General features: G+C 51.2%; 16 protein-coding genes and 1 riboswitch. Of the genes, 13 read left to right on the top strand and 3 right to left on the bottom strand.

All coding sequences use genetic code 11. From position 1 onward, the window contains the following. Positions 1 to 98: 98 nt before the first annotated feature. From A3848_RS16450 to A3848_RS16440, 3 genes are all read right to left on the bottom strand, one after another. Positions 99 to 740, bottom strand: coding sequence for a TetR/AcrR family transcriptional regulator (locus A3848_RS16450; RefSeq protein ID WP_074085994.1), 642 nt, complete (start codon positions 738 to 740; stop codon positions 99 to 101). Then, complete coding sequence (locus tag A3848_RS16445; protein ID WP_074085993.1) at positions 721 to 1341, bottom strand: hypothetical protein; 621 nt, start codon at positions 1339 to 1341, stop codon at positions 721 to 723. The genes A3848_RS16450 and A3848_RS16445 overlap by 20 nt, the downstream gene beginning before the upstream one ends. Positions 1342 to 1703: 362 nt before the next feature. Next, positions 1704 to 2978: an AraC family transcriptional regulator gene (locus tag A3848_RS16440; protein ID WP_074085992.1), complete on the bottom strand. Its 1275-nt coding sequence runs from the start codon at positions 2976 to 2978 to the stop codon at positions 1704 to 1706. A 112-nt stretch (positions 2979 to 3090) separates the two neighbouring features. Here A3848_RS16440 and A3848_RS16435 point away from each other — a divergent pair, with 112 nt between their 5' ends. The 13 genes from A3848_RS16435 (at position 3091) to A3848_RS16375 (ending at position 21749) form a co-directional block, all read left to right on the top strand. Next, a complete protein-coding gene (locus tag A3848_RS16435) occupies positions 3091 to 5361 on the top strand; it encodes a glycoside hydrolase family 3 C-terminal domain-containing protein (protein WP_074085991.1) in 2271 nt (756 codons plus the stop codon). Positions 5362 to 5653: 292 nt separating this feature from the next. Continuing rightward, entirely contained in the window at positions 5654 to 7009 is a 1356-nt protein-coding gene (locus A3848_RS16430) for a glycoside hydrolase family 30 protein (RefSeq protein WP_074085990.1), read from the top strand. Positions 7010 to 7158: 149 nt separating this feature from the next. Continuing rightward, positions 7159 to 8916 (top strand): sensor histidine kinase, encoded by a 1758-nt coding sequence (locus A3848_RS16425; RefSeq protein WP_074085989.1) that lies wholly within the window; start codon positions 7159 to 7161, stop codon positions 8914 to 8916. 289 nt (positions 8917 to 9205) lie between these two features. Then, positions 9206 to 10291: a response regulator transcription factor gene (locus A3848_RS16420; protein ID WP_074085988.1), complete on the top strand. Its 1086-nt coding sequence runs from the start codon at positions 9206 to 9208 to the stop codon at positions 10289 to 10291. Positions 10292 to 10370: 79 nt separating this feature from the next. Continuing rightward, positions 10371 to 11675 (top strand): ABC transporter substrate-binding protein, encoded by a 1305-nt coding sequence (locus A3848_RS16415; protein WP_074085987.1) that lies wholly within the window; start codon positions 10371 to 10373, stop codon positions 11673 to 11675. Positions 11676 to 11770: 95 nt separating this feature from the next. Further along, positions 11771 to 12655, top strand: a complete 885-nt coding sequence (locus A3848_RS16410) for a carbohydrate ABC transporter permease (RefSeq protein ID WP_074085986.1) — start codon at positions 11771 to 11773, stop codon at positions 12653 to 12655. Further along, a complete protein-coding gene (locus A3848_RS16405) occupies positions 12652 to 13479 on the top strand; it encodes a carbohydrate ABC transporter permease (protein ID WP_074085985.1) in 828 nt (275 codons plus the stop codon). The genes A3848_RS16410 and A3848_RS16405 overlap by 4 nt, the downstream gene beginning before the upstream one ends. Before the next feature lie 271 nt (positions 13480 to 13750). Continuing rightward, positions 13751 to 15748: a beta-galactosidase gene (locus tag A3848_RS16400; RefSeq protein ID WP_074085984.1), complete on the top strand. Its 1998-nt coding sequence runs from the start codon at positions 13751 to 13753 to the stop codon at positions 15746 to 15748. Between the two features lie 53 nt (positions 15749 to 15801). Further along, positions 15802 to 15907, top strand: a riboswitch (guanidine-I (ykkC/yxkD leader). Positions 15908 to 15969: 62 nt separating this feature from the next. Then, positions 15970 to 16314, top strand: a complete 345-nt coding sequence (locus A3848_RS16395; protein WP_074085983.1) for a DMT family transporter — start codon at positions 15970 to 15972, stop codon at positions 16312 to 16314. 1 nt (position 16315) lies between these two features. Beyond that, positions 16316 to 16630: a DMT family transporter gene (locus A3848_RS16390; protein ID WP_074085982.1), complete on the top strand. Its 315-nt coding sequence runs from the start codon at positions 16316 to 16318 to the stop codon at positions 16628 to 16630. Positions 16631 to 16749: 119 nt separating this feature from the next. Continuing rightward, positions 16750 to 17613: an aldo/keto reductase gene (locus A3848_RS16385; protein ID WP_074085981.1), complete on the top strand. Its 864-nt coding sequence runs from the start codon at positions 16750 to 16752 to the stop codon at positions 17611 to 17613. 439 nt (positions 17614 to 18052) lie between these two features. Continuing rightward, on the top strand, positions 18053 to 19513 hold the full coding sequence (locus tag A3848_RS16380) for a PTS mannitol transporter subunit IIBC (RefSeq protein ID WP_074085980.1): 1461 nt from the start codon (positions 18053 to 18055) through the stop codon (positions 19511 to 19513). Positions 19514 to 19682: 169 nt separating this feature from the next. Further along, a complete protein-coding gene (locus A3848_RS16375; protein WP_074085979.1) occupies positions 19683 to 21749 on the top strand; it encodes a BglG family transcription antiterminator in 2067 nt (688 codons plus the stop codon). Positions 21750 to 21764: the final 15 nt, after the last annotated feature.

Raw genomic sequence — 21764 nt, 5'->3', positions numbered from 1 at the left:
TTTCTATTATTTGAAAAATATTAACATATGAAAAATAATAAAACAACATTGTTTCGCCGCTATATTTGCCTGTTGAAGATCATGTGATTGCGTGTTATCTAAAGTGGTGTTACAGGTGGACACTGTTCCCCGACAATCCTCTTGATGCCTGCCTCATAGAAAGGGTACATATCATCAAGCTCCATAATATGGGTTTGAATGGGTACACCATACATTAAAGCGAACAATTGACATACAAATTCATTATATTGGGAAGGGTGAATCGTTTTAATCTCCGAAAGATGGTACATAAAAACCTGCTGCAGGCTCAGCGGCTCTACCTTTTGGTCAAAGGCTTCCTTATTAAACAGATAATACTCGTAAGGTGAAGGTTCGATAGCGGGTGGTTTTTCTGTAAGCTTACTATAATATTGAATGAGCGATATCATGATTTTTTTACCCGGAACCGTGTCATCACAAATCGATTGAAAAACTTTATACAGTCCTGCTTCACCTTGATACCTTTTGCGGTGGATATCAAAACTTCTATCATAAAGCCACTTACATATAAAGTAATCTAAAACCTGTTCCTTGTAGCTAAAGTTCTTAAAAAAAGTAACTTTAGTCGTATTTATGTTAGAACACAGTTCTTCAAGGGTTAAATCATTAATACTTTTCGTTTGCAGCAGACGAAGCATCTCTTCCAGGATAGATACCCTCAAAAGAGCTGCTTTTTTTTCCCTAATCCCGAAATTCTCCATCTATTTGCTCCTTCCTGGTTCTGCTTCTAATCCAGGCTACACCGTTTACTAGTAAGATCGCGAGAATCACAATATAAAATATTGAAGTTGACATGCTTTTGATGATTGTAAAAGTACTTGCAACATATACAAGGTTTACTGGAACTGCCGCTTTATACGAAAGCATTATGAATATCATGAGGTTTTCCAGGTAATCAAAGAACATAGCGGCCAAGGGAAGAGATAATGCGGCTTTTGAAAAGGAAGAATATCCAGTTAATGCTGAGGTATGCTTCACCTTACGATGTAGACGCATCAGTAAAATGAAAGTAGATAATCCGGTTAGGCCATTTAGGACAGGAAACAAAATATCGAGGGGTAACTGCACATGAAGATACAGGTTGTAGCCTTTTTCCGATAACTGAGATAGAAACTTAAGCGTATATTCATAAGTATACCCCAAAGGATTCATATCAAAGATCAAGAGACCACCAGCCTCATGGCTTATGCGTGGAATAGAATAACTCTGCATGATGATAAAAATAGATTGAGACATAAATAGAAACAGCAGCCACAGCTTAATCGTTACAGTTTCAAGACTTTTAGCCAGCTTGTGTATCATGAAAGACCTCCCCGAAATTAAATTTACTGCAGTAAATAAATTAACTGAAGTTAATTATAATATATGGGGGTTTCGGCTCTAAGTCAACCGTGTTTTTTGTTATTTGCTTCATCAATGCCCATCGTTGCAGGAATAACTTTGCTTTGTATTTTTGGACTTTCGAAGCTTCTTAATAAGCTTAGTAAATACGGGAGACGTTAACTGAGATATAAGCCAATTGGTGGATACATATCTCGGGGATATAGATATTTCAGTCCCAACTTTATATTCTTCAGACATGCGGAAAACGTAACGAAACTCCAGCGGACTCCCAGCTTTGACTTTACTTTTAGCAATGGATTTTTTTGATCACTAGAAAAATATCAGGTTATCCCCCGGTCATGGCGGAACTGCTTGGGTGTCATCCCGGTATATTTCTTGAACACTTTGGTGAAGTAGCTCTGGTCGTTGAAATGAAGCCGGGATGCGATATCCGAGAGGGTAATGCCCGGCAGCTCCATCAGACGTTTGGCTTCCCCGATCCGTTCCCGCTGAATGTAATCACTGACGGCCAGGCCGGTCTCCTTCTTGAACTGTTGGGACAGGTAGCTGGCATTCAGCCCGGTTACCCCGGCAAGCTTGCTCAAGCTGAGCTCCTCGTATAAATGGTTGAAAATATAATTCTGGCACAGCGCAGAGGTGCGGGACAGCTTGGACCTGTGGTTGTCTTTCACATGATCGGCGAAGTCGCACAACGCGGCTAGCAAGGCCCGGTCCACCGCCGGAATATCCTTCAGTTCTTCAATGTGTTGAATATGAAAGTCGCTCAGCGTGTAGGCAATCTCCCAGAACAGCCCTCCGTCCATGGCCGCGCGTGTTGCCAGGGTAATAGAGGTGATGGCGAGATTCTTTTTGCTGCGCAGCTGGCTTTTCTTGGAGAGCAATCCATACTGATCTTCGTTAAAACCCGCATGCGTCTGCAGCAGCCCTTCCTTGTCTCCATTCCGGATGTGTCTGAACAGCTCACGCTCTTGGCTTGGGTCATGGTGCAGCCAGGTATTTTCCCGGCGGTAGGACAGATCCAGATCAGGTGCCCCGCCCTCTAGCTGAGCAGGTTGGAGCTTCAGTGAATCCAGCAGCAGTTCGTTGATGGTTAGGGCTTGGCCGGTTACCAGTGTATACAGCAGGATGGCCGCATGATACAACCGCATCCGGTCCAGTACGGGAAGCAAGTCGTAATATTGCAACCAGACCTCCAGCTGTCCAGAAGAAATATTATGGTCCCGCAGGAGGCTTGCCGCGGTTTCTTCGTTCATGGACGTATACAGTGAAGGGCCGATCACGAGGGTTCCAGCCAGCTTCAGCTCACCAGATAATGGGAGTACAACGAAATTCTCCAGGTATGCCGTTGTGCAGATTTGCGGCAAAGCAGCAGTCCTTGCATCACTCCCGCTGTTCGCTGCATCCAGCACATGCTCCCGAACTTCTGCCAGCAGCCCCTGGCTGTCTTGAGCGGGAGGCCGGGCTTGGTAAAACTGGGGTAGTGCCTGCTCCGTTTCGCCCTCTGTATTCAGCCAAATGACCGGTATCCGGTAAGCCTCGTACAGCAACCTGCAGATATAAGGAATCCGTTCACCTTCCTCTAGTTGATCAAGCATATTCTCTCACCTCACACCTAATGAAAATACCAATAATACAATGATTTTGCCATAAATCTGCCGGGAAGTATATTAGAATGGAGACAAGAAAGCACTTTCAAGGAGGTATATGATGACTACTGACATAAAGCACCTCATTTCTCAAATGACGCTTGAAGAGAAGGCTGGACTCTGCTCGGGGCTGGATTTCTGGCATACCAAAGGCATTGAGCGGCTGGGTATCCCTTCTGTAATGGTGACCGATGGACCGCATGGACTACGTAAGCAGGCAGAAAGCGCCGACCATCTGGGTCTTCATAACAGTGTGCCTGCTACCTGTTTTCCTTCGGCTGCTGGACTCGCTTCTTCCTGGAACCGTGAGCTGATCCGCCGGGTGGGTGAAGCATTGGGCAGAGAATGCCAGGCTGAGGATGTAGCCGTCCTGCTGGGGCCGGGAGCGAATATCAAGCGTTCACCGCTGAATGGACGGAATTTCGAGTATTTCTCGGAAGACCCCTACTTATCATCGGAGATGGCTGCCAATCATATTCAGGGTGTGCAGAGTCAGGGTGTGGGTACATCGCTGAAGCATTTTGCCGCCAATAACCAGGAGCACCGCCGAATGTCTACCGATGCCGTCATTGATGAGCGGACGCTGCGGGAGATCTATCTGGCGAGCTTCGAAGGGGCCGTGAAGCAAAGCCAGCCCTGGAGCGTCATGTGCTCCTACAACCGGGTGAATGGTGAATACGCTTCGGAGAGCGAAACGCTGCTAACCCGGATTCTGCGGGACGAATGGGGTTTCGAAGGCTTCGTAGTGTCCGACTGGGGAGCAGTGAACGAACGGGTGAAGGCGCTGCAGGCAGGACTTGAGCTGGAAATGCCTTCAAGCGGCGGAATCGGCGACGCCAAAATCGTTGCCGCCGTGAACAGCGGCGAGCTGTCCATGGAGACGCTGGACCTTGCGGTGGAGCGGCTGCTGAGCTTTATTGGTAAACGGACAGAGAACCGAATGGAGAACGCTTCGTTCGATCCGGAGGAGCACCACCGGCTTGCCCGTGAAGTGGCCAGGGAGAGCATGGTGCTGCTGAAGAATGAAGACAGCCTGCTCCCGCTTGCCCAAGAAGGCAAGATTGCCATCATTGGAGAATTTGCCAAGAAGCCGCGTTATCAGGGCGGGGGAAGCTCGCATGTGAATCCGACGAAGCTGGATGATGCTTTTGCAGAACTGCAGGCGGTGGCGGGAGCTTCCGCAAGCTTCCAGTATGCGCAGGGATATGAGCTGGGCAGTGATGAGATTAATGAGGAGCTTTTGCGTGAGGCGCGTGAGGCAGCACTTCAGTCAGAAGTTGCAGTGTTGTTCCTTGGATTGCCGGACAGATACGAGTCGGAGGGCTATGACCGCAGCCATCTGTCGCTGCCCGCGAGCCATATTGCGCTGATTGAAGCGGTGGCTGAGGTGCAGGAGAATTTGATAGTTGTCCTTAGCAACGGATCTCCGGTAGAAATGCCTTGGCTCGGCAAGACAAAGGCGGTTCTGGAAGGCTATTTGGGCGGACAGGCCTTTGGCGGTGCGGTTGCTGATCTGCTCTTCGGCGCTGTAAGTCCAAGCGGTAAGCTGGCGGAGACATTCCCGGTGAAGCTGAGCGATAACCCGTCATTCCTGAATTTCCCCGGTGAAGGGGACAAGGTCGAGTATAAGGAAGGCTTGTTCGTCGGCTACCGCTATTATGATAAAAAAGAGCTGGAGCCGCTGTTCCCATTCGGTTTTGGCCTGAGCTACACCGAATTCGAGTACAGTGATCTGGTGCTGGATAAAACCAGCATTAGCGATACGGAAACGGTGCACGTCAGCGTAACCATAAAGAATACCGGCAGCCGGGCCGGACAGGAGATTGTGCAGCTCTATGTAAGTGACGTTGAGAGCAGCTATATCCGTCCACTGCAGGAGCTGAAGGGCTTCCAGAAGGTGGCGCTGCAGCCCGGGGAAGCGCGCGAGGTTTCTTTTACAATGAATAAACGCGCCTTTGCCTACTACAATGTAGGGCTTAGGGATTGGCATGTGGAGAGCGGAACCTTCCGGATTGGGGTCGGAGCGTCCTCCCGCGATATCCGCCTAAATGCTACACTTGAAGTGGCTTCCACGACGGAAATTGCAGTAAGCTTTCACCGGAATACGACCGTCGGGGATCTCCTGGACAATCCGCTTACAGCAGAGACCGCGAAGAAATTCAGCAGTATTTTCGGGCTCGAAAGTGCGATGGAGGATAATCCGGAGATGTTCCTGGCGATGATGAAATATATGCCGCTACGGGCCATGATCGGCTTCGGGCAGGGGAAATATACCGAAGCGGATCTGGCTCAGGATCTAAGCGAGCTTAATGCTCTAGTAGCAGCGAAATAACAGCCGAAGAAGATTGTTATCCCTTTTAAGCTCTTCGTGTGGATTGAAAAAGGCAGCAGCCCTTTACCAGGGGTTTGCTGCCTTTTGGGTTAGTTGTGGACAGAAACTCCAGATTTGCGGCCGTGTCCAATAAAAGGATTAAAATAGTCCAATCCCCGATCTCCAGATTGTCCATTTCATCCGTGATGAAGACAAGTTATAATGAAAGCGCAATCATGAATCTGGGGCAGGACTGTCCACAGAAAAGATTAGATGAGTTTCTGAATTCAATGCTCAAATGGAGGTATAGACGATGACGAATATACAGCTAAAATGGTTCTCCAGCACAGAAAATGCGCCTTGGACCGAACGCGGGGCAGCCGAGGCTGAAATCCCTGGAACGGAGGGGGCTGCACCGGCTAATCTAACCGTTACCGACGATATCTATCAAACGCTCGAGGGCTTCGGCGGCTGCTTCAATGAACTCGGCTATGCTGTACTGTGCCATCTGCCGGATGACGAGAGAGCCAGAGTGATGCATAACTTGTTCCATCCTGAGGGAGAGCAGCGCTTCAGTATCTGCAGGCTGCCTATCGGAGCCAGCGATTATGCGCTGGATTGGTACAGCTTGAACGAAACGGATGGCGATTACGCCATGCAGCATTTCTCGATTGAACGTGACAGACAGCTGCTGATTCCCTATATCAAGGAAGCCCTCGCGCTGAACCCGGGGCTGAAGTTATTCGCTTCTCCCTGGAGTCCGCCGACCTGGATGAAATTCCCTAAAGCCTACAACTATGGCACACTTCGCTGGGAGCCGGAGATTCTTGCCGCTTATGCCCTCTACTTCGTGAAGTTCGTGGAAGCCTACAGGCAAGAGGGGATTACCATACATCAGGTGCATGTGCAGAATGAGGTAGTTGCCGACCAAAAGTTCCCGTCCTGTGTCTGGACAGGCGAGCAGCTCAAAATTTTTATCCGCGATTATCTCGGACCTGCCTTCGAGGAGCATGGGCTGGATACGGAAATATGGCTTGGCACGATCAATGCCCCGGAGCCGTGGGATGAATGGCTGAAGAAGAAATCCAGTGATTATGATGCCTTTGCAGGTGTGGTACTGGGTGATCCGGAGGCTTATAAATACGTCAAAGGCGTTGGCTATCAATGGGCAGGCAAGCATGCGATTCAGCGTACGGTGCAGAGCTACCCGGAGCTTCGCTATATGCAGACGGAAAATGAATGCGGCGATGGCGAGAACACCTGGTTTTACGCCAAATATATATTTGGCCTGTACCAGCACTATTTTATGAACGGCGTAAACGCCTATATCTATTGGAATATGGCGCTTGCTCCGAAGGGGCGCAGCACCTGGGGCTGGGAGCAGAACTCCATGCTGACCATTGATCCTGCCTCAAGGCAGACCATCCGCAATCCGGAGTACTATGTGATGAAGCATTTCTCCCGCTTTGCCGGGCCGGGTTCGGTAAGGATTGGGCTAAAGGGGCCGTGGAGCGGACATGCCGTCGCATTCCGCACGCCCGAGGGCAAGCTGACGCTGGTTATTGCCAACCCTTATAGGGAGGCGCGGATGCTGCATCTGCAAAGCGGGTCATCGCTAATTTCCTTCAAGCTGGAAGCGGAATCTTTTCATACCCTTGTGATGGGTTGATTAGATCATAGCTATATTCTAAAGAACTAACGTCCGGAACATGCGGGGCGTTAGTTTTTTGCTACAAGGACGGCGAGCCGTCTCCAATTGGTAGAATTCCATTCTTGGGATAAACTACAGCAAGTGAGGCAAGGGGGCTGGAGGACACAATGTTTGCCAAATGGATGATGAAGCTGTCGGAGCCATTCCGGCGGAGTATCCGCAACAAGCTTATTCTGACGATGATTCTGCTGGCTGTGGTGCCCATCGTCGCCATTACAGCTCTGGCTGCAGAGAACAGCCGCCGCTCGATGGAGGCTGAAGTGATCAGCACGAATCTTTCCAATATGAAATGGACCGGAGTCTATCTCGGTGACCAGTTCGCCCAACTGAATAATCTGATCTATACAGTGCTGATCAGTCCGCATTTGAGCGATTATCTGGCAAATGCCGAGGAAGCGAGCCTCTCCAGCCAGTTCACAGCGCAGCGGAATATTACTGATACTTTGACTAATCTGTTCTACTCGGCAGGGAATCACGTGGTCGGTGTAGAGCTGTATTTGAAGGAATACAACAAGCTGTACACGATCAATGCCTCACAGAGTGACATTGAATCCCCTGCTGCCATTCCGGCACCATATAAGCTGCTGTTCGATCAGGACAAGGACTTCATGATCACCACGGACAGCACAGATGGGGCCAAGTTTCAGCTGATCCGCAGCATTAACCGCTTTGAGAACCAGGAGAAGCTGGGCGGGATTTCTCTGCAGATCCGCTGGGGAGTGCTTGATCAGACGCTGAATCTGCTGGGGCGCGGTAACGACCATACGGTTTTTATTGCCGGAGCGGACGGCAAGGTACTCTACCAGCCCTGGGGTAACGCTCCGGCAGCAGCAACCCTGGACCGGATCGCGCGAACGGGTGAGAGCCAGGGGTATTTTCGCGGCGACGATGAGTATGTGTTCTACAACACCATCGACCCGGTGGGTCTGAAGCTGGTCACTGTGATCCCTACCAGCTTCATTAACCAGAGCGCGCTGGCGACCATGAACTTTGGTCTCATCATTGGTGCCGTGTCTGTTGTGGTAGCCATTCTGCTCGCAGTCATACTGGCCTGGCGGCTGGCCACCCCGATTGTCAGCCTGGCCCGCTCGATTCAGGGCTTTGGCATGATGAAGGAACGCGGGATACGGCACACCACCCGTGTGGATGAGATCGGTCTGCTGGAGACGAAGCTGGATCAAATGTCGCACCGTATCCGTGAGCATATCCGCACAGAGTACATGATCAGTCTGGAGAAAAAAAGTGCTGAGCTCAAAGCGCTGCAGGCGCAGATCAACCCGCACTTTCTGCAGAATACCCTACAGATGATTGGCAGCATGCTGTTCAAGAACAGCCCGGCTGAAAGCTACGGAGTGATTAGATCGCTAAGCGATATGTTCCGCTATATCATCCGCGAGCCGGAGGATCTGGCTCCGCTGCGGGCGGAGCTGAATCATTTGAACAACTACATGCAGATTCAGCAGCAGCGGTTCGCCGCCCGGTTGAGCTATAGTCTTGAGGTGGATGAAGGGGCACTGGGGAGCTTCATTCCGAAGCTGAGTCTGCAGCCGATTGTGGAAAATGCCTTTTTCCATGGCCTGGAACGGCAGGAGGGTCCTTGGGAGCTGGAGGTTAAGGTGGTCTGTGCCGGACTGGATACGGTCATTATGATCCGTGACAATGGCGTAGGAATCGGGCCGGAACGGCTTGCTGAACTGCAGGGCAGGCTTACCCGGCGCAGCGGGGATTTATGGACACATGGAGAGCGGATTGGGCTGCGTAATGTCGCTTCGCGGATTCAGATGCATTTTGGCGACAGCTACGGTATCTCCGTTGAGAGCAGGGAAGGCCAGGGGACCACGATAACCGTGACCATACCATATTAAATAACAAACAAATAAATTGAGTTTGTGATTTTTTATATTGGGGCAGAAGTGGCGGAGGAGAAGTTTGGAACTGGAGGAGCGGTAGCGACCGCCTAAAAGCTTTCCGCAGGAAAGCTCGCTTCGGAAGCCTAGGCTAGGTTTGGATTTCTACCGCAGCAAGCGGTTCAAATCAGGAAATCCAAACATAACAGCGGCCGGAAGTCCAAACATTCTCCGCAGTCACGACCGAGCCCGAAATATAGAACTCTCAACTTCAACTTATACCCCCCCGAAAGGAATGAACCGATTGATGTATAAAGTGCTGCTGGTGGATGATGAGAGCTGGAACCGGGACATCGTGCGGACGTTCGGCTCCTGGGAGGAGCTTGACATGGAAATTGCCGGAGAAGCGGAGGACGGACGGGAAGCGCTGCGCCTGATCGGAGAGCTGGCCCCGCATATTGTCATTACCGATATGAGCATGCCCGGTGCCGATGGTGTGATGCTGATGAATGCTGTGCATGAGCGGTTTCCTGAGGTGAAGATGATTGTGGTCAGCGGCTACGATGATTTCAAATATGCGCAGAATGCTATCCGGTACGGGGCGGTGGATTACTTGCTGAAGCCCATTGATCCGAAGGAACTGAACGCTGTGCTGGGCAAGTGCCGGAAGGAGCTGGAGGCAGCTTCACAAGGGCAAAGTGCGTACGCGCTGGACATCGATGTGTCCATGTGGCTGTCCTCTTATAAACAGCTCATGCGTGTCCATTTCAATGAATTGAATGCTGAAGGTGTGAGCTCAGTTCTGGAAGGGATCGGCAAAGAACTGGAGCCTGGCGGAACTCCTATGCCCGGCGCACTCCGCCAGGCTGGCAGTGAAATGCTGCTGCTCCTGAAGGAGCTCATGAGGGGCAACGGTCTTGCAGAAGATGCTCTGAAAGCGGAAATTCCACATGCGGCACTGAATTCGGCAGGGAGCATAACAGCTTATCTGAAGGAGCTCTATGAGGCAAGCCTCGAGCAGCTGATCGGTCAGCGCAAGTTCAAAAACAAGCTGAACCTCGAAGAGGTGAGGCAGTATATCGACGGTCATTTTGCAGAGGCGGTGACGCTGGAGGGGCTGGCAAGAGCTTTTTTTGTCAGCAAGGAGTATTTGAGCAAGGTGTTCAAGCTGGAATATGGCTGTAACGTCACGGATTACATACTCGGGCTGCGGATGGACAAAGCCAGGGAGTGGCTGGCCGATGAGAATATTCCAATCAAGACCGTGGCTGAGCTTGCGGGATATGAGGATGTGGGGTATTTCTACAGGGTGTTTAAGAAGCATTTTGGCGTGGCGCCTGGAGAAATGCGCAGACAGAAAGCCGGTTTAAAAATGTCCAATCCGGAAGGGTAATTCCGTCCAATTAAACGCTTTCATAAACGGGTTACAATGAAAGCGTAAACAAAACACAGACATTGGGAGGTCTTACAGCATGACAAAGACGAGCAAAGGGTTACTCTGCACGATTCTCGCCGCTACACTTCTTGCAGGCTGCGGTAATAACAACAGCGGTAATGCAGGCACTGCATCCGGAGATACAACAAGCACCGGCAGTGTCGCCAAAAGCGTCACCCTGAAGATGTTCATCGCCCAGCCTCGCTTCAAGGAGCAATACGATAACTATATCGCCGAGTTTGTGAAGAAGGAAAAAACGGACAAGAACATCGATGTCTCCGTACAGCTGGAAATGCCTACGGCCGACAACGCTTCCCAGATTCTTAAAACACGGCTTGCTTCAAATGATGCGCCGGATATTTTCGCCATTCATGCTGTCAACGAAATCCCGTCCTATTATAAAGCCGGATATTTGGAGGATCTGAGCAGCCAGCCGTTTGTCGGCAAGCTGCTGGACAGTGTGAAGCCTTCCGTCACCACTACGGACGGCAAGGTTGTGGCATTGCCTTTGGAAACCTTGTCCTGGGGCTACCTGTACAATAAAAAAATCTTCAAAGAGCAGGGACTGACCCCACCAACGACGCTGACAGAGATGAAGACGGTCATCGAGAAGCTGAAAGCCCAAAAAATAACACCATTTGTACTTTCGTACAAAGAGTCATGGATTCCGCAGCTGGTGCTGCCGCTGGCTGTAGGCGGGATGATGAAAACCAAAGATCCTGAATTTGTGAACAAGATGAACAAGGATGAAGGTTCCTTCACTGAGATGAAATCGGCAATCTTTGATGTGTTCGATCTGATCAATGCGAACGGCACTGCCAAGGCTACCGAGGTTGGCGGTGATGACGGCGCAGCCGCCTTTGCTGCAGGCAAGGGAGCGATGTGGCTGATGGGTCCATGGTATGCGGAAACGATTCTCAAATCCAATCCGAATCTGGACTTTGGGGTAGCGCCGCTGCCAATCAACGATGATGCCAGTGCGACTCTGATCAATCTGAGCGCCTCGACATCGCTGGCCGTATCGCCAACGAGCAAGAACAAAGAAGTAGCACTCGATTTCCTGAACTATGTGCTGGACGATCAAGCATCCAACGCCTTCTTCCAATCGCTTAAGTTCAATCCGGTATCCACAGTTCACACCTATGAGAGCTATCCTTGGATCACTGAAGCTACTACCTATGTCAAAGCAGGAAAGTCTGTTCAAGACCCGGCTATTCCGCAATCGGTCAAGGATGAGGTAGGCAAAGGGCTGCAGGCGTACTACGCCGGACAAATGTCGCAGGATGATGTCCTGAAGGCACTTGATAAAGCATGGAAATCCTTCAATAAAGTCAATAAATAAGCTGCGGCGGATATTCAGGGATGGAAGAGCGGGAGAACCTATTTTCCTCCATCCCTGTTTGCTGCTGCCCACATAGAGGGAGAGGGGCGGTTACTGTGCCGATTAAGAAATACAAGAATGTTCTTTCACTGCTAGCTTTCGTCGCACCAGCATTGATAATCTACTCATTATTTCTGCTGATTCCCACGGTTGGCGGAATGTACTACAGCTTCACGGACTGGAATGGGCTTAATCCCAACTATTCTTTTATCGGACTCGGCAATTTTATTGAGGCGCTGCGTGATGATCCTGATTTCGTGAATGCTCTGCTGTTTACGATGAAATATGTGCTGTTCATGATCGTTCTGCAAAATGTATTCGCACTTGTGCTGGCGGTGTTCATTGAGACGAAAACCCGTACTAAAGGCTTTTTTCGCACTATTTTCTTCATGCCCAATATGATCAGTACGATTATCAGTGCCTTCATGTGGACCTTTGTGTTCTCCCAGGTGCTGCCGCAAATTGCCGAAAAAACCGCCATGTCCTTCCTGGACCAGCTGTGGATAGGCGATCCCAAGGTATCCTTTTATTCGATCATAATCGTATCGCTGTGGAATGGTGTCGGCTATATGATGATTATATATCTGGCCGCCCTGCAGGGTGTGCCGCAAAGCCTTAAGGAAGCGGCTGTTATTGATGGCGCTAGCCCGTTCCAGACCTTCCGAAAAGTGACACTCCCCATGATTACACATGCGGTGACCATTTGCTTCTTCCTGACACTGAACGGGGCGTTCAAGGTATACGAAGTGGTCTATGGATTGACCGGCGGGGGGCCGGGACGCAGTACGCAGGTCATCACAATGAATATTTTTGAAGAGGCGTTCTCCAACAACTTCCGCTACGGCTATGCCAGCGCCAAATCAGTCATTCTGTTCGTAATTATCCTGATTTTCACCTTCATCCAGATTGGTGTCATGAAACGAAAAGAGGTGGAAGCATGAGACTCAGAAAAGGAGCTTCCCTGCTCATTACTCTGTTTCTTTCGGTCGGAGCGCTCATTTCCTTTTTTCCGATCTATCTGGCCATTATCAATTCCGTAAAAACACAGGGCGAGATGTTCTCTTCCTTCCTGGCCTTGCCGACCAAGCTGCATTTCGAGAATTACAGCCAGGCCTTTGATAAAATCAACCTCCTGCACAGCACGCTGAACTCGGTCATTGTATCCGTGATCGGTATCGGCGGCATTATCTTCTGTGCGGCCCTGGCCGGCTACAAGCTGTCCCGGACCTCCGGAAGGCTTAGCGCAGCCATCTTCTCCCTGTTCATAGCTTCGATGCTGGTGCCGTTTCATTCGATCATGATTCCGTTAACCCGGATGGCGAAAGCCCTTCATGTCAGCGGCAGCACCTACGGATTGGCCCTGATCTATATTGGCCTCGGGGTTAACATGGCGATTTTCCTGTATCATGGTTTTGTGAAATCCATTCCCCGGGAGCTGGAGGAAGCGGCACGTATTGACGGCTGCGGTGAATTTCAGACCTTTTTCCGGATTATCTTCCCGCTGCTGCTGCCGATTACGGTGACCATCGCGATTCTCGACTTCCTGTGGATCTGGAATGACTTCCTGCTGCCGCTGCTGATGCTTACGGATTCCAACAAATACACATTGATTCTGTCGACGAATACGTTGTTTGGGGAATACAACAAGGAGTGGTCACTCATTCTGGCCGCGCTGGTGCTGACCGCCCTTCCGGTAATTGTCATCTACGGCTTCTTCCAGAAGTTCATTATGCAGGGCATTGCTGAGGGCGCCATTAAGGGTTGAGGATATAAGGTGAACATTAAAAGTTCATAATAGGGTCTGGTCGTACTGCGGGGACTGTTTGGACTTTCGGCCGCTGTTGTCTTCAGATGTATTTTATTATATCGCTTAGCGGATAACATCTGAAGACAAAGGCGGACGCTACGCTCCTACAGTTCCAAACGTCCCCTCCGTACTTCTACCCTATGTATGTCTATAAAGTTCAACTTATATAGGGAGTGAGAAGGACAAGGACAAGGACAAGAAATTTTCCATAAAGGAGGTAAAAGCAACGATGAATCAACTTCGTTACGGCGTTGCCTATTACGATGAATATATGCCTTACGAGAGGCTGGATGAGGATATCGCCATGATGAAGGCGGCGGGCATCAACACGGTCCGCATTGCCGAATCCACATGGAGTACGCATGAGCCGCAGAACGGCGTATTCGACTTTACCTCCGTAGACCGGGTGCTGGATGCGATGCATGCTGCGGGGATTGCTGTCATCGTCGGAACACCGACGTATGCTGTTCCCACCTGGCTGGTCAAGGAGCATCCAGATGTTCTGGCTGTAACACCAAAGGGACCCGGAAAGTACGGCGCGCGGCAGATTATGGACATTACCAATTCCGCCTACCTGTTCCATGCGGAGCGGATCATCCGCAAGCTGATCAGCCGGGTCTGCAAGCATCCGGCGGTGATCGGCTACCAGACGGACAACGAGACGAAGCATTACGATACGGCCGGAGAGAATGTGCAGCTTCTGTTCGTCAAATATATGCGGGAGCGCTTCGGAACGCTGGAGGAGATTAACCACCGCTTCGGACTGGATTACTGGAGCAACCGGATTAACAGCTGGGAGGACTTCCCCTCGGTAGTGGGCACCATTAACGGCAGTCTGGGGGCGGAGTTCGCCCGCTTCCAGCGGGGACTGGTGACGAAGTTTCTTGCCTGGCAGGTGGCGCTGGTGAACGAGTATAAGCAGCCGGGTCAATTCGTCACGCAGAACTTTGATTTTGAGTGGCGGGGTTATTCTTATGGTGTTCAGCCTTCGGTAGACCACTTTGCTGCAGCAGAAGCCTTCGATATTGCCGGAGTAGATATTTACCATCCTTCGCAGCACGAGCTGACCGGAACAGAAATCGCCTTCGGCGGCGATATGACCCGTTCGCTGAAGCGCAGCAATTACCTGGTGCTGGAGACGCAGGCGCAGGCTTTTCCCCATTGGACACCTTATCCGGGTCAACTGCGGCTGCAGGCCTTCAGCCATCTGGCATCAGGTGCGAATATGGTCGCTTACTGGCACTGGCACTCCATTCATAATTCATTCGAGACGTATTGGAAAGGGCTGCTTAGCCATGATTTCAAGCCGAACCCGGTGTATAACGAGGCGATCACGATCGGCAGGGATTTTGCACGTTTGAGCGGGTCACTGTACGGTCTGCATAAGCAGAACAAGGTAGCGGTAATGGTCAGCAACGAAGCTCTGACGGCATTGGAATGGTTCAAGCTGCCGGACGGCAAGAATTACAATGATGTTGTGCGCTGGCTGTATGACGGGCTCTACCGGATGAATATCGAATGTGACTTCATTCAACCGGGTTATCCGGGGCTGTCCGAGTATAGTCTGATCATCGTTCCGGCATTGTACGCTGTCCCGGATGAGGCGCTTGAGCGGCTGAATGAATACGTGCATACCGGCGGACATGTCGTATATTCTTTCAAAAGCGGGTTCGCAGACGAAGTCATCCAGGTGCGTACAACCGTTCAGCCGGGAATCATTAGCGAGGCCTGCGGCATCAGCTACAGCATGTTCGTCACACCGCATGAAGTACGGCTGAAGAGTGAAAATGCGGTGATTCGTAGCGAGGACAATCAAGTGGAAACGTGGATGGAGCTGATCACACCGACGACAGCGGAGGTGCTGCTGCGGTACGATCATCCGCACTACGGCGAATACGCCGCAGTTACCCGGAACCGTTATGGACAAGGCAGCGCAATGTATATCGGCTGCATGACAAGCAGAGAGATGGCGGACAGCCTGTTGAAGGCTGCAGTGCAGGAGGCTGGATTATGGGGAGCTGACCAGGAGCTGGCATTTCCTCTGATCGTCAGAACAGGCATCAATCCGCAGAACCGGACGGTGCGTTATTACTTTAATTATTCTGACTCTCCGCAGTCTCTGGTATATCCGCATGGCCCTGCTGAAGAGCTGCTGTCGGGCCGGAAAGTTGCGCCTAAAGAGGAGCTGGAACTCTCTCCTTGGGGATTTGTGATTCTGCTGACTTAGAATATTTGATTTCTCCTCCGGAATTTGCTAACATACGGTGTAATATAATAATTGTTTTAGTTTTCTAGGGTTCCGCAGCGCATCTCGGCTGGCTGGTCCGAGGGAAGACGCACGGACCTATAATCCGTGTCAACACGGAGGGATAAAAGCCCGGGAGGTATCGTCCAGTTGGATGATGGCCTTCCGGGCTTATTTATTTTTACACAGGAGGAGATTCACTTATGAAGAGTAATAGGGCATGGTTGAGTATTGCAGGTGCAGCCTGTCTGGAGGTAGTGTGGGTCATTGGCCTGAAGCATGCTTCCGCTCCCTGGGAGTGGCTGGTTACGGGAATGGCGCTTTTGGTCAGCTTCTATACTCTTGTCGCGGCCAGCAGCAAGCTGCCTGCAGGAACGGTATATGCTGTATTTGTCGGTCTTGGCACGGCGGGAACGGTCCTTATGGATATGATCTGGTTCGGGGAGCCGTTCAAGCTGATCAAGCTGGTCCTTATATTGGTGCTGTTGGCCGGAGTCATTGGCCTGAAGCTTGTTACAGGGGACTCCCGTACGAAGGAGGTATCATAACATGGATTGGCTGATGCTTATTGCTGCAGGCTGCTGCGAGATGCTTGGGGTGGCTATGCTGGGCAAGCTGCAAAGGGACCGTGACTTCCTGACGTTGTTCCTGTTTGTACTGGGCTTTGGCGGCAGTCTGCTGCTGCTGTCTCAGGCGATGAACACCCTGCCGATGGGCACAGCTTATGCGGTATGGACAGGGATTGGTGCTTCCGGGGGAGCGGTGCTGGGGATGGTGCTATATGGGGAGGGGCGCGGATTTCGGCGGATTATTTGTATTGTAATGATTCTTGGAGCGGCCGCGGGCCTCAAACTCATCGGGTGATCATGGGAGAAAGTAATGAAATGGACACCTGTGCGATGTTTCGATTGGGATAACATGGTAAGTATATATAGTAGGTATATTAACGTAATCCAATCCAACGGTTAAGGGAGACTTTCATGATGAAAACCGATATATCCGGCACAACCACACTTAAAGACGGAACAGTACTGTCAAAGATGGGCCAGGGAACCTGGAATATGGGCGAGGATAAGGCTGTGCGTAACGAGGAAATTGCCGCTTTGAGGCTGGGGGTTGAGCTGGGCTTGAACTTGATTGATACCGCTGAAATGTATGGGGAAGGCCGTTCGGAGGAGCTTGTCGGGGATGCTATCCGGGGGATTCGTGACCAGGTGTTTTTGGTCTCTAAGGTACACCCGCATAATGCCGGCCTGAACCGGATCACCCGCAGCTGTGAAGAGAGTCTGAAACGTCTGGGAACAGATCATCTGGATCTCTATCTTCTGCACTGGAGAGGGAAGGTTCCGTTACAGGAGACGGTAGAGGGAATGGAGCAGCTGGTAGCCTCCGGCAAAATCGCCCGTTGGGGCGTTTCTAACCTGGATACGGAGGATATGAAGGAGCTGCTGCGCATTCCCGGCGGAGACCGCTGCGCTGTCAATCAGGTGCTCTATCATCTGGGCTCAAGAGGCATTGAGCACGAGCTGCAGCCCTGGCAGCGCACGCACAAAATTCCTGTAATGGCCTATTCCCCGCTGGCTCAGGCGGGTAAGCTGCGCAAAGGACTGGCCGAGAATGAGACGGTGCGTGAAATTGCGCAGAATCACGGAACGACACCGCTGCAAATTATGCTGGCCTGGAGCATCCGGGAAAGCGATGTAATCTCCATTCCCAAAGCGTCGACCCGGGAGCATGTGACCGAAAACGCATCGGCCGCGAAGATCAGGCTGAGCGACGAGGAGTGCTGGAAGCTAGACGATGCTTTTCCGCAGCCGGCCTGGAAGGTGCCGCTGGATATGATTTGATGATTTGAGGGCTGTCCCGGGAGCGGGGCGGCCTTTTCTTTTGTCCTGCCGCAGCCGGGTTGTACACCGTTCTCAGCGCATCCATGAATTGTACGGAGATATTCCGATTTATTTTACGGAGAATGGGCATTCTATAATGACGAGCCGGTAGACGGCGTCTTGGCGGATCAGAAGCGGATTGATATGCATAACGGCGGAGGTCTTGCGGTAAAATGCAGGCTTCCGTTTTTACATGGTAGGTCGTTCGCAGCAGAAAAATGCCGGTAAATAGCCCGTTGGCAGGAACTCTTAAATGATGTCAACAATGATCATGACGAAACCGTGTTTTCAATTTGCTGACAAAGAAAGCGCTTTGATTTACGATGTGGTCGTAGGGGATAACCTTTCAGGAGTATCTGGCAAAGGGGATCTCATTCAATAACATAAGGGGGCATTTCAAATGGCCACAACAGCAACAACACAAACTTCGTCCGGTGGTGTAAGGGTGAGGGTTCAACAATTCGGCCGCATGCTCAGCGGTATGGTTATGCCGAATATCGGCGCTTTTATCGCTTGGGGCTTGATTACGGCTTTATTCATTCCAACGGGCTGGTTCCCGAATAAAGATCTGGCTACGCTGGTTGGTCCAATGATCAAGTTCCTGCTGCCGCTGCTGATTGGTTTCACAGGTGGACAGATGATCAATGGCAAACGCGGCGGTGTAATCGGCGCAATTGCGACCATGGGGGTTATCGTAGGGTCAGATATTCCAATGTTCCTTGGAGCGATGATAGTCGGTCCACTGGCAGGCTGGATATTAAGACTCTTCGACCGCGCGGTAGAAGGCAAAATCAAAGCAGGCTTCGAAATGCTCGTCAACAACTTTTCACTCGGGATTATTGGCGGTGCTTTAACACTCGGGGCTTACAAAGGGATCGGGCCGCTGGTTCAGGGACTGACCAATATTTTGTCCAACGGTGTTGAGGTTCTAGTCAATCACAACCTGCTCCCGCTGGTTAACATCATTATTGAGCCGGCAAAAGTATTGTTCCTGAATAATGCGATCAACCACGGCATTCTGAGTCCTATCGCTGCGGAAGAATCGGCACGGATCGGGAAATCCATACTGTTCATGCTTGAATCGAACCCGGGCCCAGGTCTTGGTATCCTGCTTGCTTACTGGCTGGTAGGTAAAGGTTCGGCTAAATCATCCGCTCCGGGTGCCATTATCATCCATTTCCTTGGCGGTATTCATGAAATCTACTTCCCGTATATCCTGATGAATCCCCGTCTGATTCTGGCAGTTATCGGCGGCGGCGTGAGCGGTACCTTCACCTTCCAGCTTCTGGGCGCAGGACTTACCTCTTCACCATCTCCGGGCAGTATCTTCGCTTACATTGCCATGACACCTAAGGGTGGTTACGGTCCAATGTTCGCCGGTGTTGTTGTAGCAACAGTGGTTTCCTTCCTGATCGCTTCTATACTGCTTAAGACCAGCAGCAAAAACAACGAGGAAGTAGTAGATCTGGAAGAAGCAGCAGCGAAAATGCGTGATATGAAAGCTGCCGGTACTGCAGCTAGCCCTGCATCGGCAACTACAGCCAATATAATAACTCCTAATGTAACAGCCAACGTTCGAAACAAAGCGGACGTGAATAAAATCGTCTTTGCTTGTGATGCCGGCATGGGTTCCAGTGCCATGGGTGCTTCCGTATTGCGGAAGAAGCTGCAGAATGCAGGGGTCCACATTACTGTGGTGAACTCTGCGGTCAGCGAAATTCCTGCCGATGCTGACATTGTTGTTACCCAGAAAACACTGACCGACCGTGCGATTGCCAGCAATCCAAAGGCAGAGCATATCTCGATTGACAACTTCCTGAAGAGCCCGAAATATGACGAGCTGGTGGAACGTTTAAAGTAAGAATTCGGCGTGTACAACTATCATACAAGCTAAATTTGCCACTCAGATAAAAAACAGTCAGGCCGGCTGACATTATGAAGGTCCAATCTGTATAAAGCTAAATTAGGAGACAAACGCTGGCCTTCACAAGCCAGCGTTTGTCTCCAGTTAAGGCGAGGGTACACAGGCTATGAAAAAAATAACCGCAAGGCAGCGCCAGATCCTATGGCTCCTCTTGGGTGTAAACGAGGAGATCACCGCCGCTGAAATCGCCGAGTCTATCGGAGTGAGCGTGAGAACCGTTCACCGGGAGATGGAGGATATTGAGCAGTTGCTTGGGGAGTTTGGGCTTGATCTGATCCGGAAATCAGGAAAAGGCATCGCTTTGAGTGGCCCGGAGCCGGCTCTTGCGGAGCTGCGCCTGTTTTTGCGGGAAGAAAAGCCTGCGGAGTATTCCGGGGAAGACCGCAAAATCTTTGAACTCTGCCTGCTGCTGGAGGCTGAAGAACCGGTGAAGCTGTTCACGCTGGCCCATTCGCTTAAGGTTACGGTTGCTACCATCAGCTATGATCTGGACGAACTGGAACCGTGGGTCCGCAAATTCGGTCTGGAGCTGGTCCGAAGGAGAGGATATGGCGTAGAAATTACAGGTCTTGAGGTTGACAAGCGCCGGGCGATCTGCCGGCTGGCTGCAGAGCACCTGGACCTGTCCGATCTGGTGGGCCATACTCCGCAGACTGAGAGCAATCCGGTCTTCCGCCTACTTCTCACTACAGTCGGCAAATCCAATCTGATGAGCGTCGAGAGTATGCTGTGGGACATGGAATGGAAGTGGACCGCAGAGCTTCCCGAAATTGTCTACATGGAGATGCTGCTGGGGCTGGCCGTGAGCACCCGGCGGATCGAGATCGGCCGGGGAATGGTTAGCGGCGAAGAAGCCGGATACTCCCGGTTATCTGATCACCGCAACATTTCCGGGACCGAGCAGTTCGTGAGCCGTCTGGAAACAGTGCTCGGACAGGAATTCCCCCGGGCAGAAATTCTCTATTTTGCCGGATTGTTTGACCGTGTACAGGACTCATTTTCCTCTAGCGGGTTTGCCTACGGCGATATTGAGCTGATGGAGATGGTATACAGGCTGACAGAGAGTGTTGCCAAGCGCACGGGGCTGCCTTTTCAAAGAGACCGTTCGCTGCGTGAAGGGTTGCTGGAGCATATGGATCCTGCATTGAAGCGCATCCGGGAAGGTACGCGTATCCGGAATCCGCTGCTTGGACCTATCCGCAAAGATTATGAATATTTATTTACGGTTGTCCGGGCAGCCGCCCAGGATATGAAGCTGGAGCTAACCATTCCTGACGAAGAGATCGGTTTTCTGGTGATGCATTTTGGCGCATCCGTGGAGAGGCTGAACCAGCTCAGGCGCAGTGTCCGGGCCATTCTGGTCTGCGCCAGCGGACTGAGTTCTTCCCGGCTGCTTGCCACTAGGCTGGCCAAGGAAATGCCGCAGATTGAGGTTCTCGGCAACATCTCCTGGTATGAGGCCGCCCGTCTGCCGGATATGGACTATGACCTGATTATATCAACGATTGATCTGCCGATCGACAAGGAACGCTATATCAAGATCAGCCCCTTGCTTACAGGGGATGAGATAGAGAAGCTGCTGAATTATATTCACAATATAACACTCAACGAGCAGGACACGGCTGCGCCTCAGGAATCCGGCAATACCAGCCGGGAAGAAGCTGCGCTAAGCCGGTTGAAGAGCTACAAAGGGATACTAGATGAAATGGTCAGTCTGCTTGAGCGCTTCCGCTTCCATCCGCTCGACAACAGCGGCCTGTCTTTATCCGGGACACTGTCCGGGATGCTTAATCTGTTGAACGGCAGCGGGGTAATCGATGATGCCGACATCCTGCTGGAACGGCTGCTTGAGCGGGAGCGTATGGCCAGCCAGGTGATCCCGGATACAGGACTTGCGCTGTTTCATACCCGCAGCAGTCATGTGCATATGTCTTCTTTGACGCTGTACCGGCTGCGCCAGCCGGTGCTTTTGGAAGGCGGAACTGAGGTACGTGTCATTCTGCTGATGCTTGCCCCGCGCAAGCTGTCCAAGGAAAGCCTGGAGGTGCTTAGCGAGATCAGCGCCCTTCTGCTGAATTCGGAGCTGGTCAAACTGCTGGAGGAACGGACGGAGCCTGAGATCAGGCGGTATTTGTCGTCTGAGCTGCTTCATTTTTTCGAAAATAAAATGTGAAAGTGAGAGAAACCA

Source organism: Paenibacillus sp. P32E, from assembly GCF_001909085.1.
Lineage (GTDB): Bacteria > Bacillota > Bacilli > Paenibacillales > Paenibacillaceae > Paenibacillus_AQ > Paenibacillus_AQ helianthi.
Note: the sequence above shows the minus strand (reverse complement) of the source record. Positions and strands in the feature narration are given on the sequence as shown.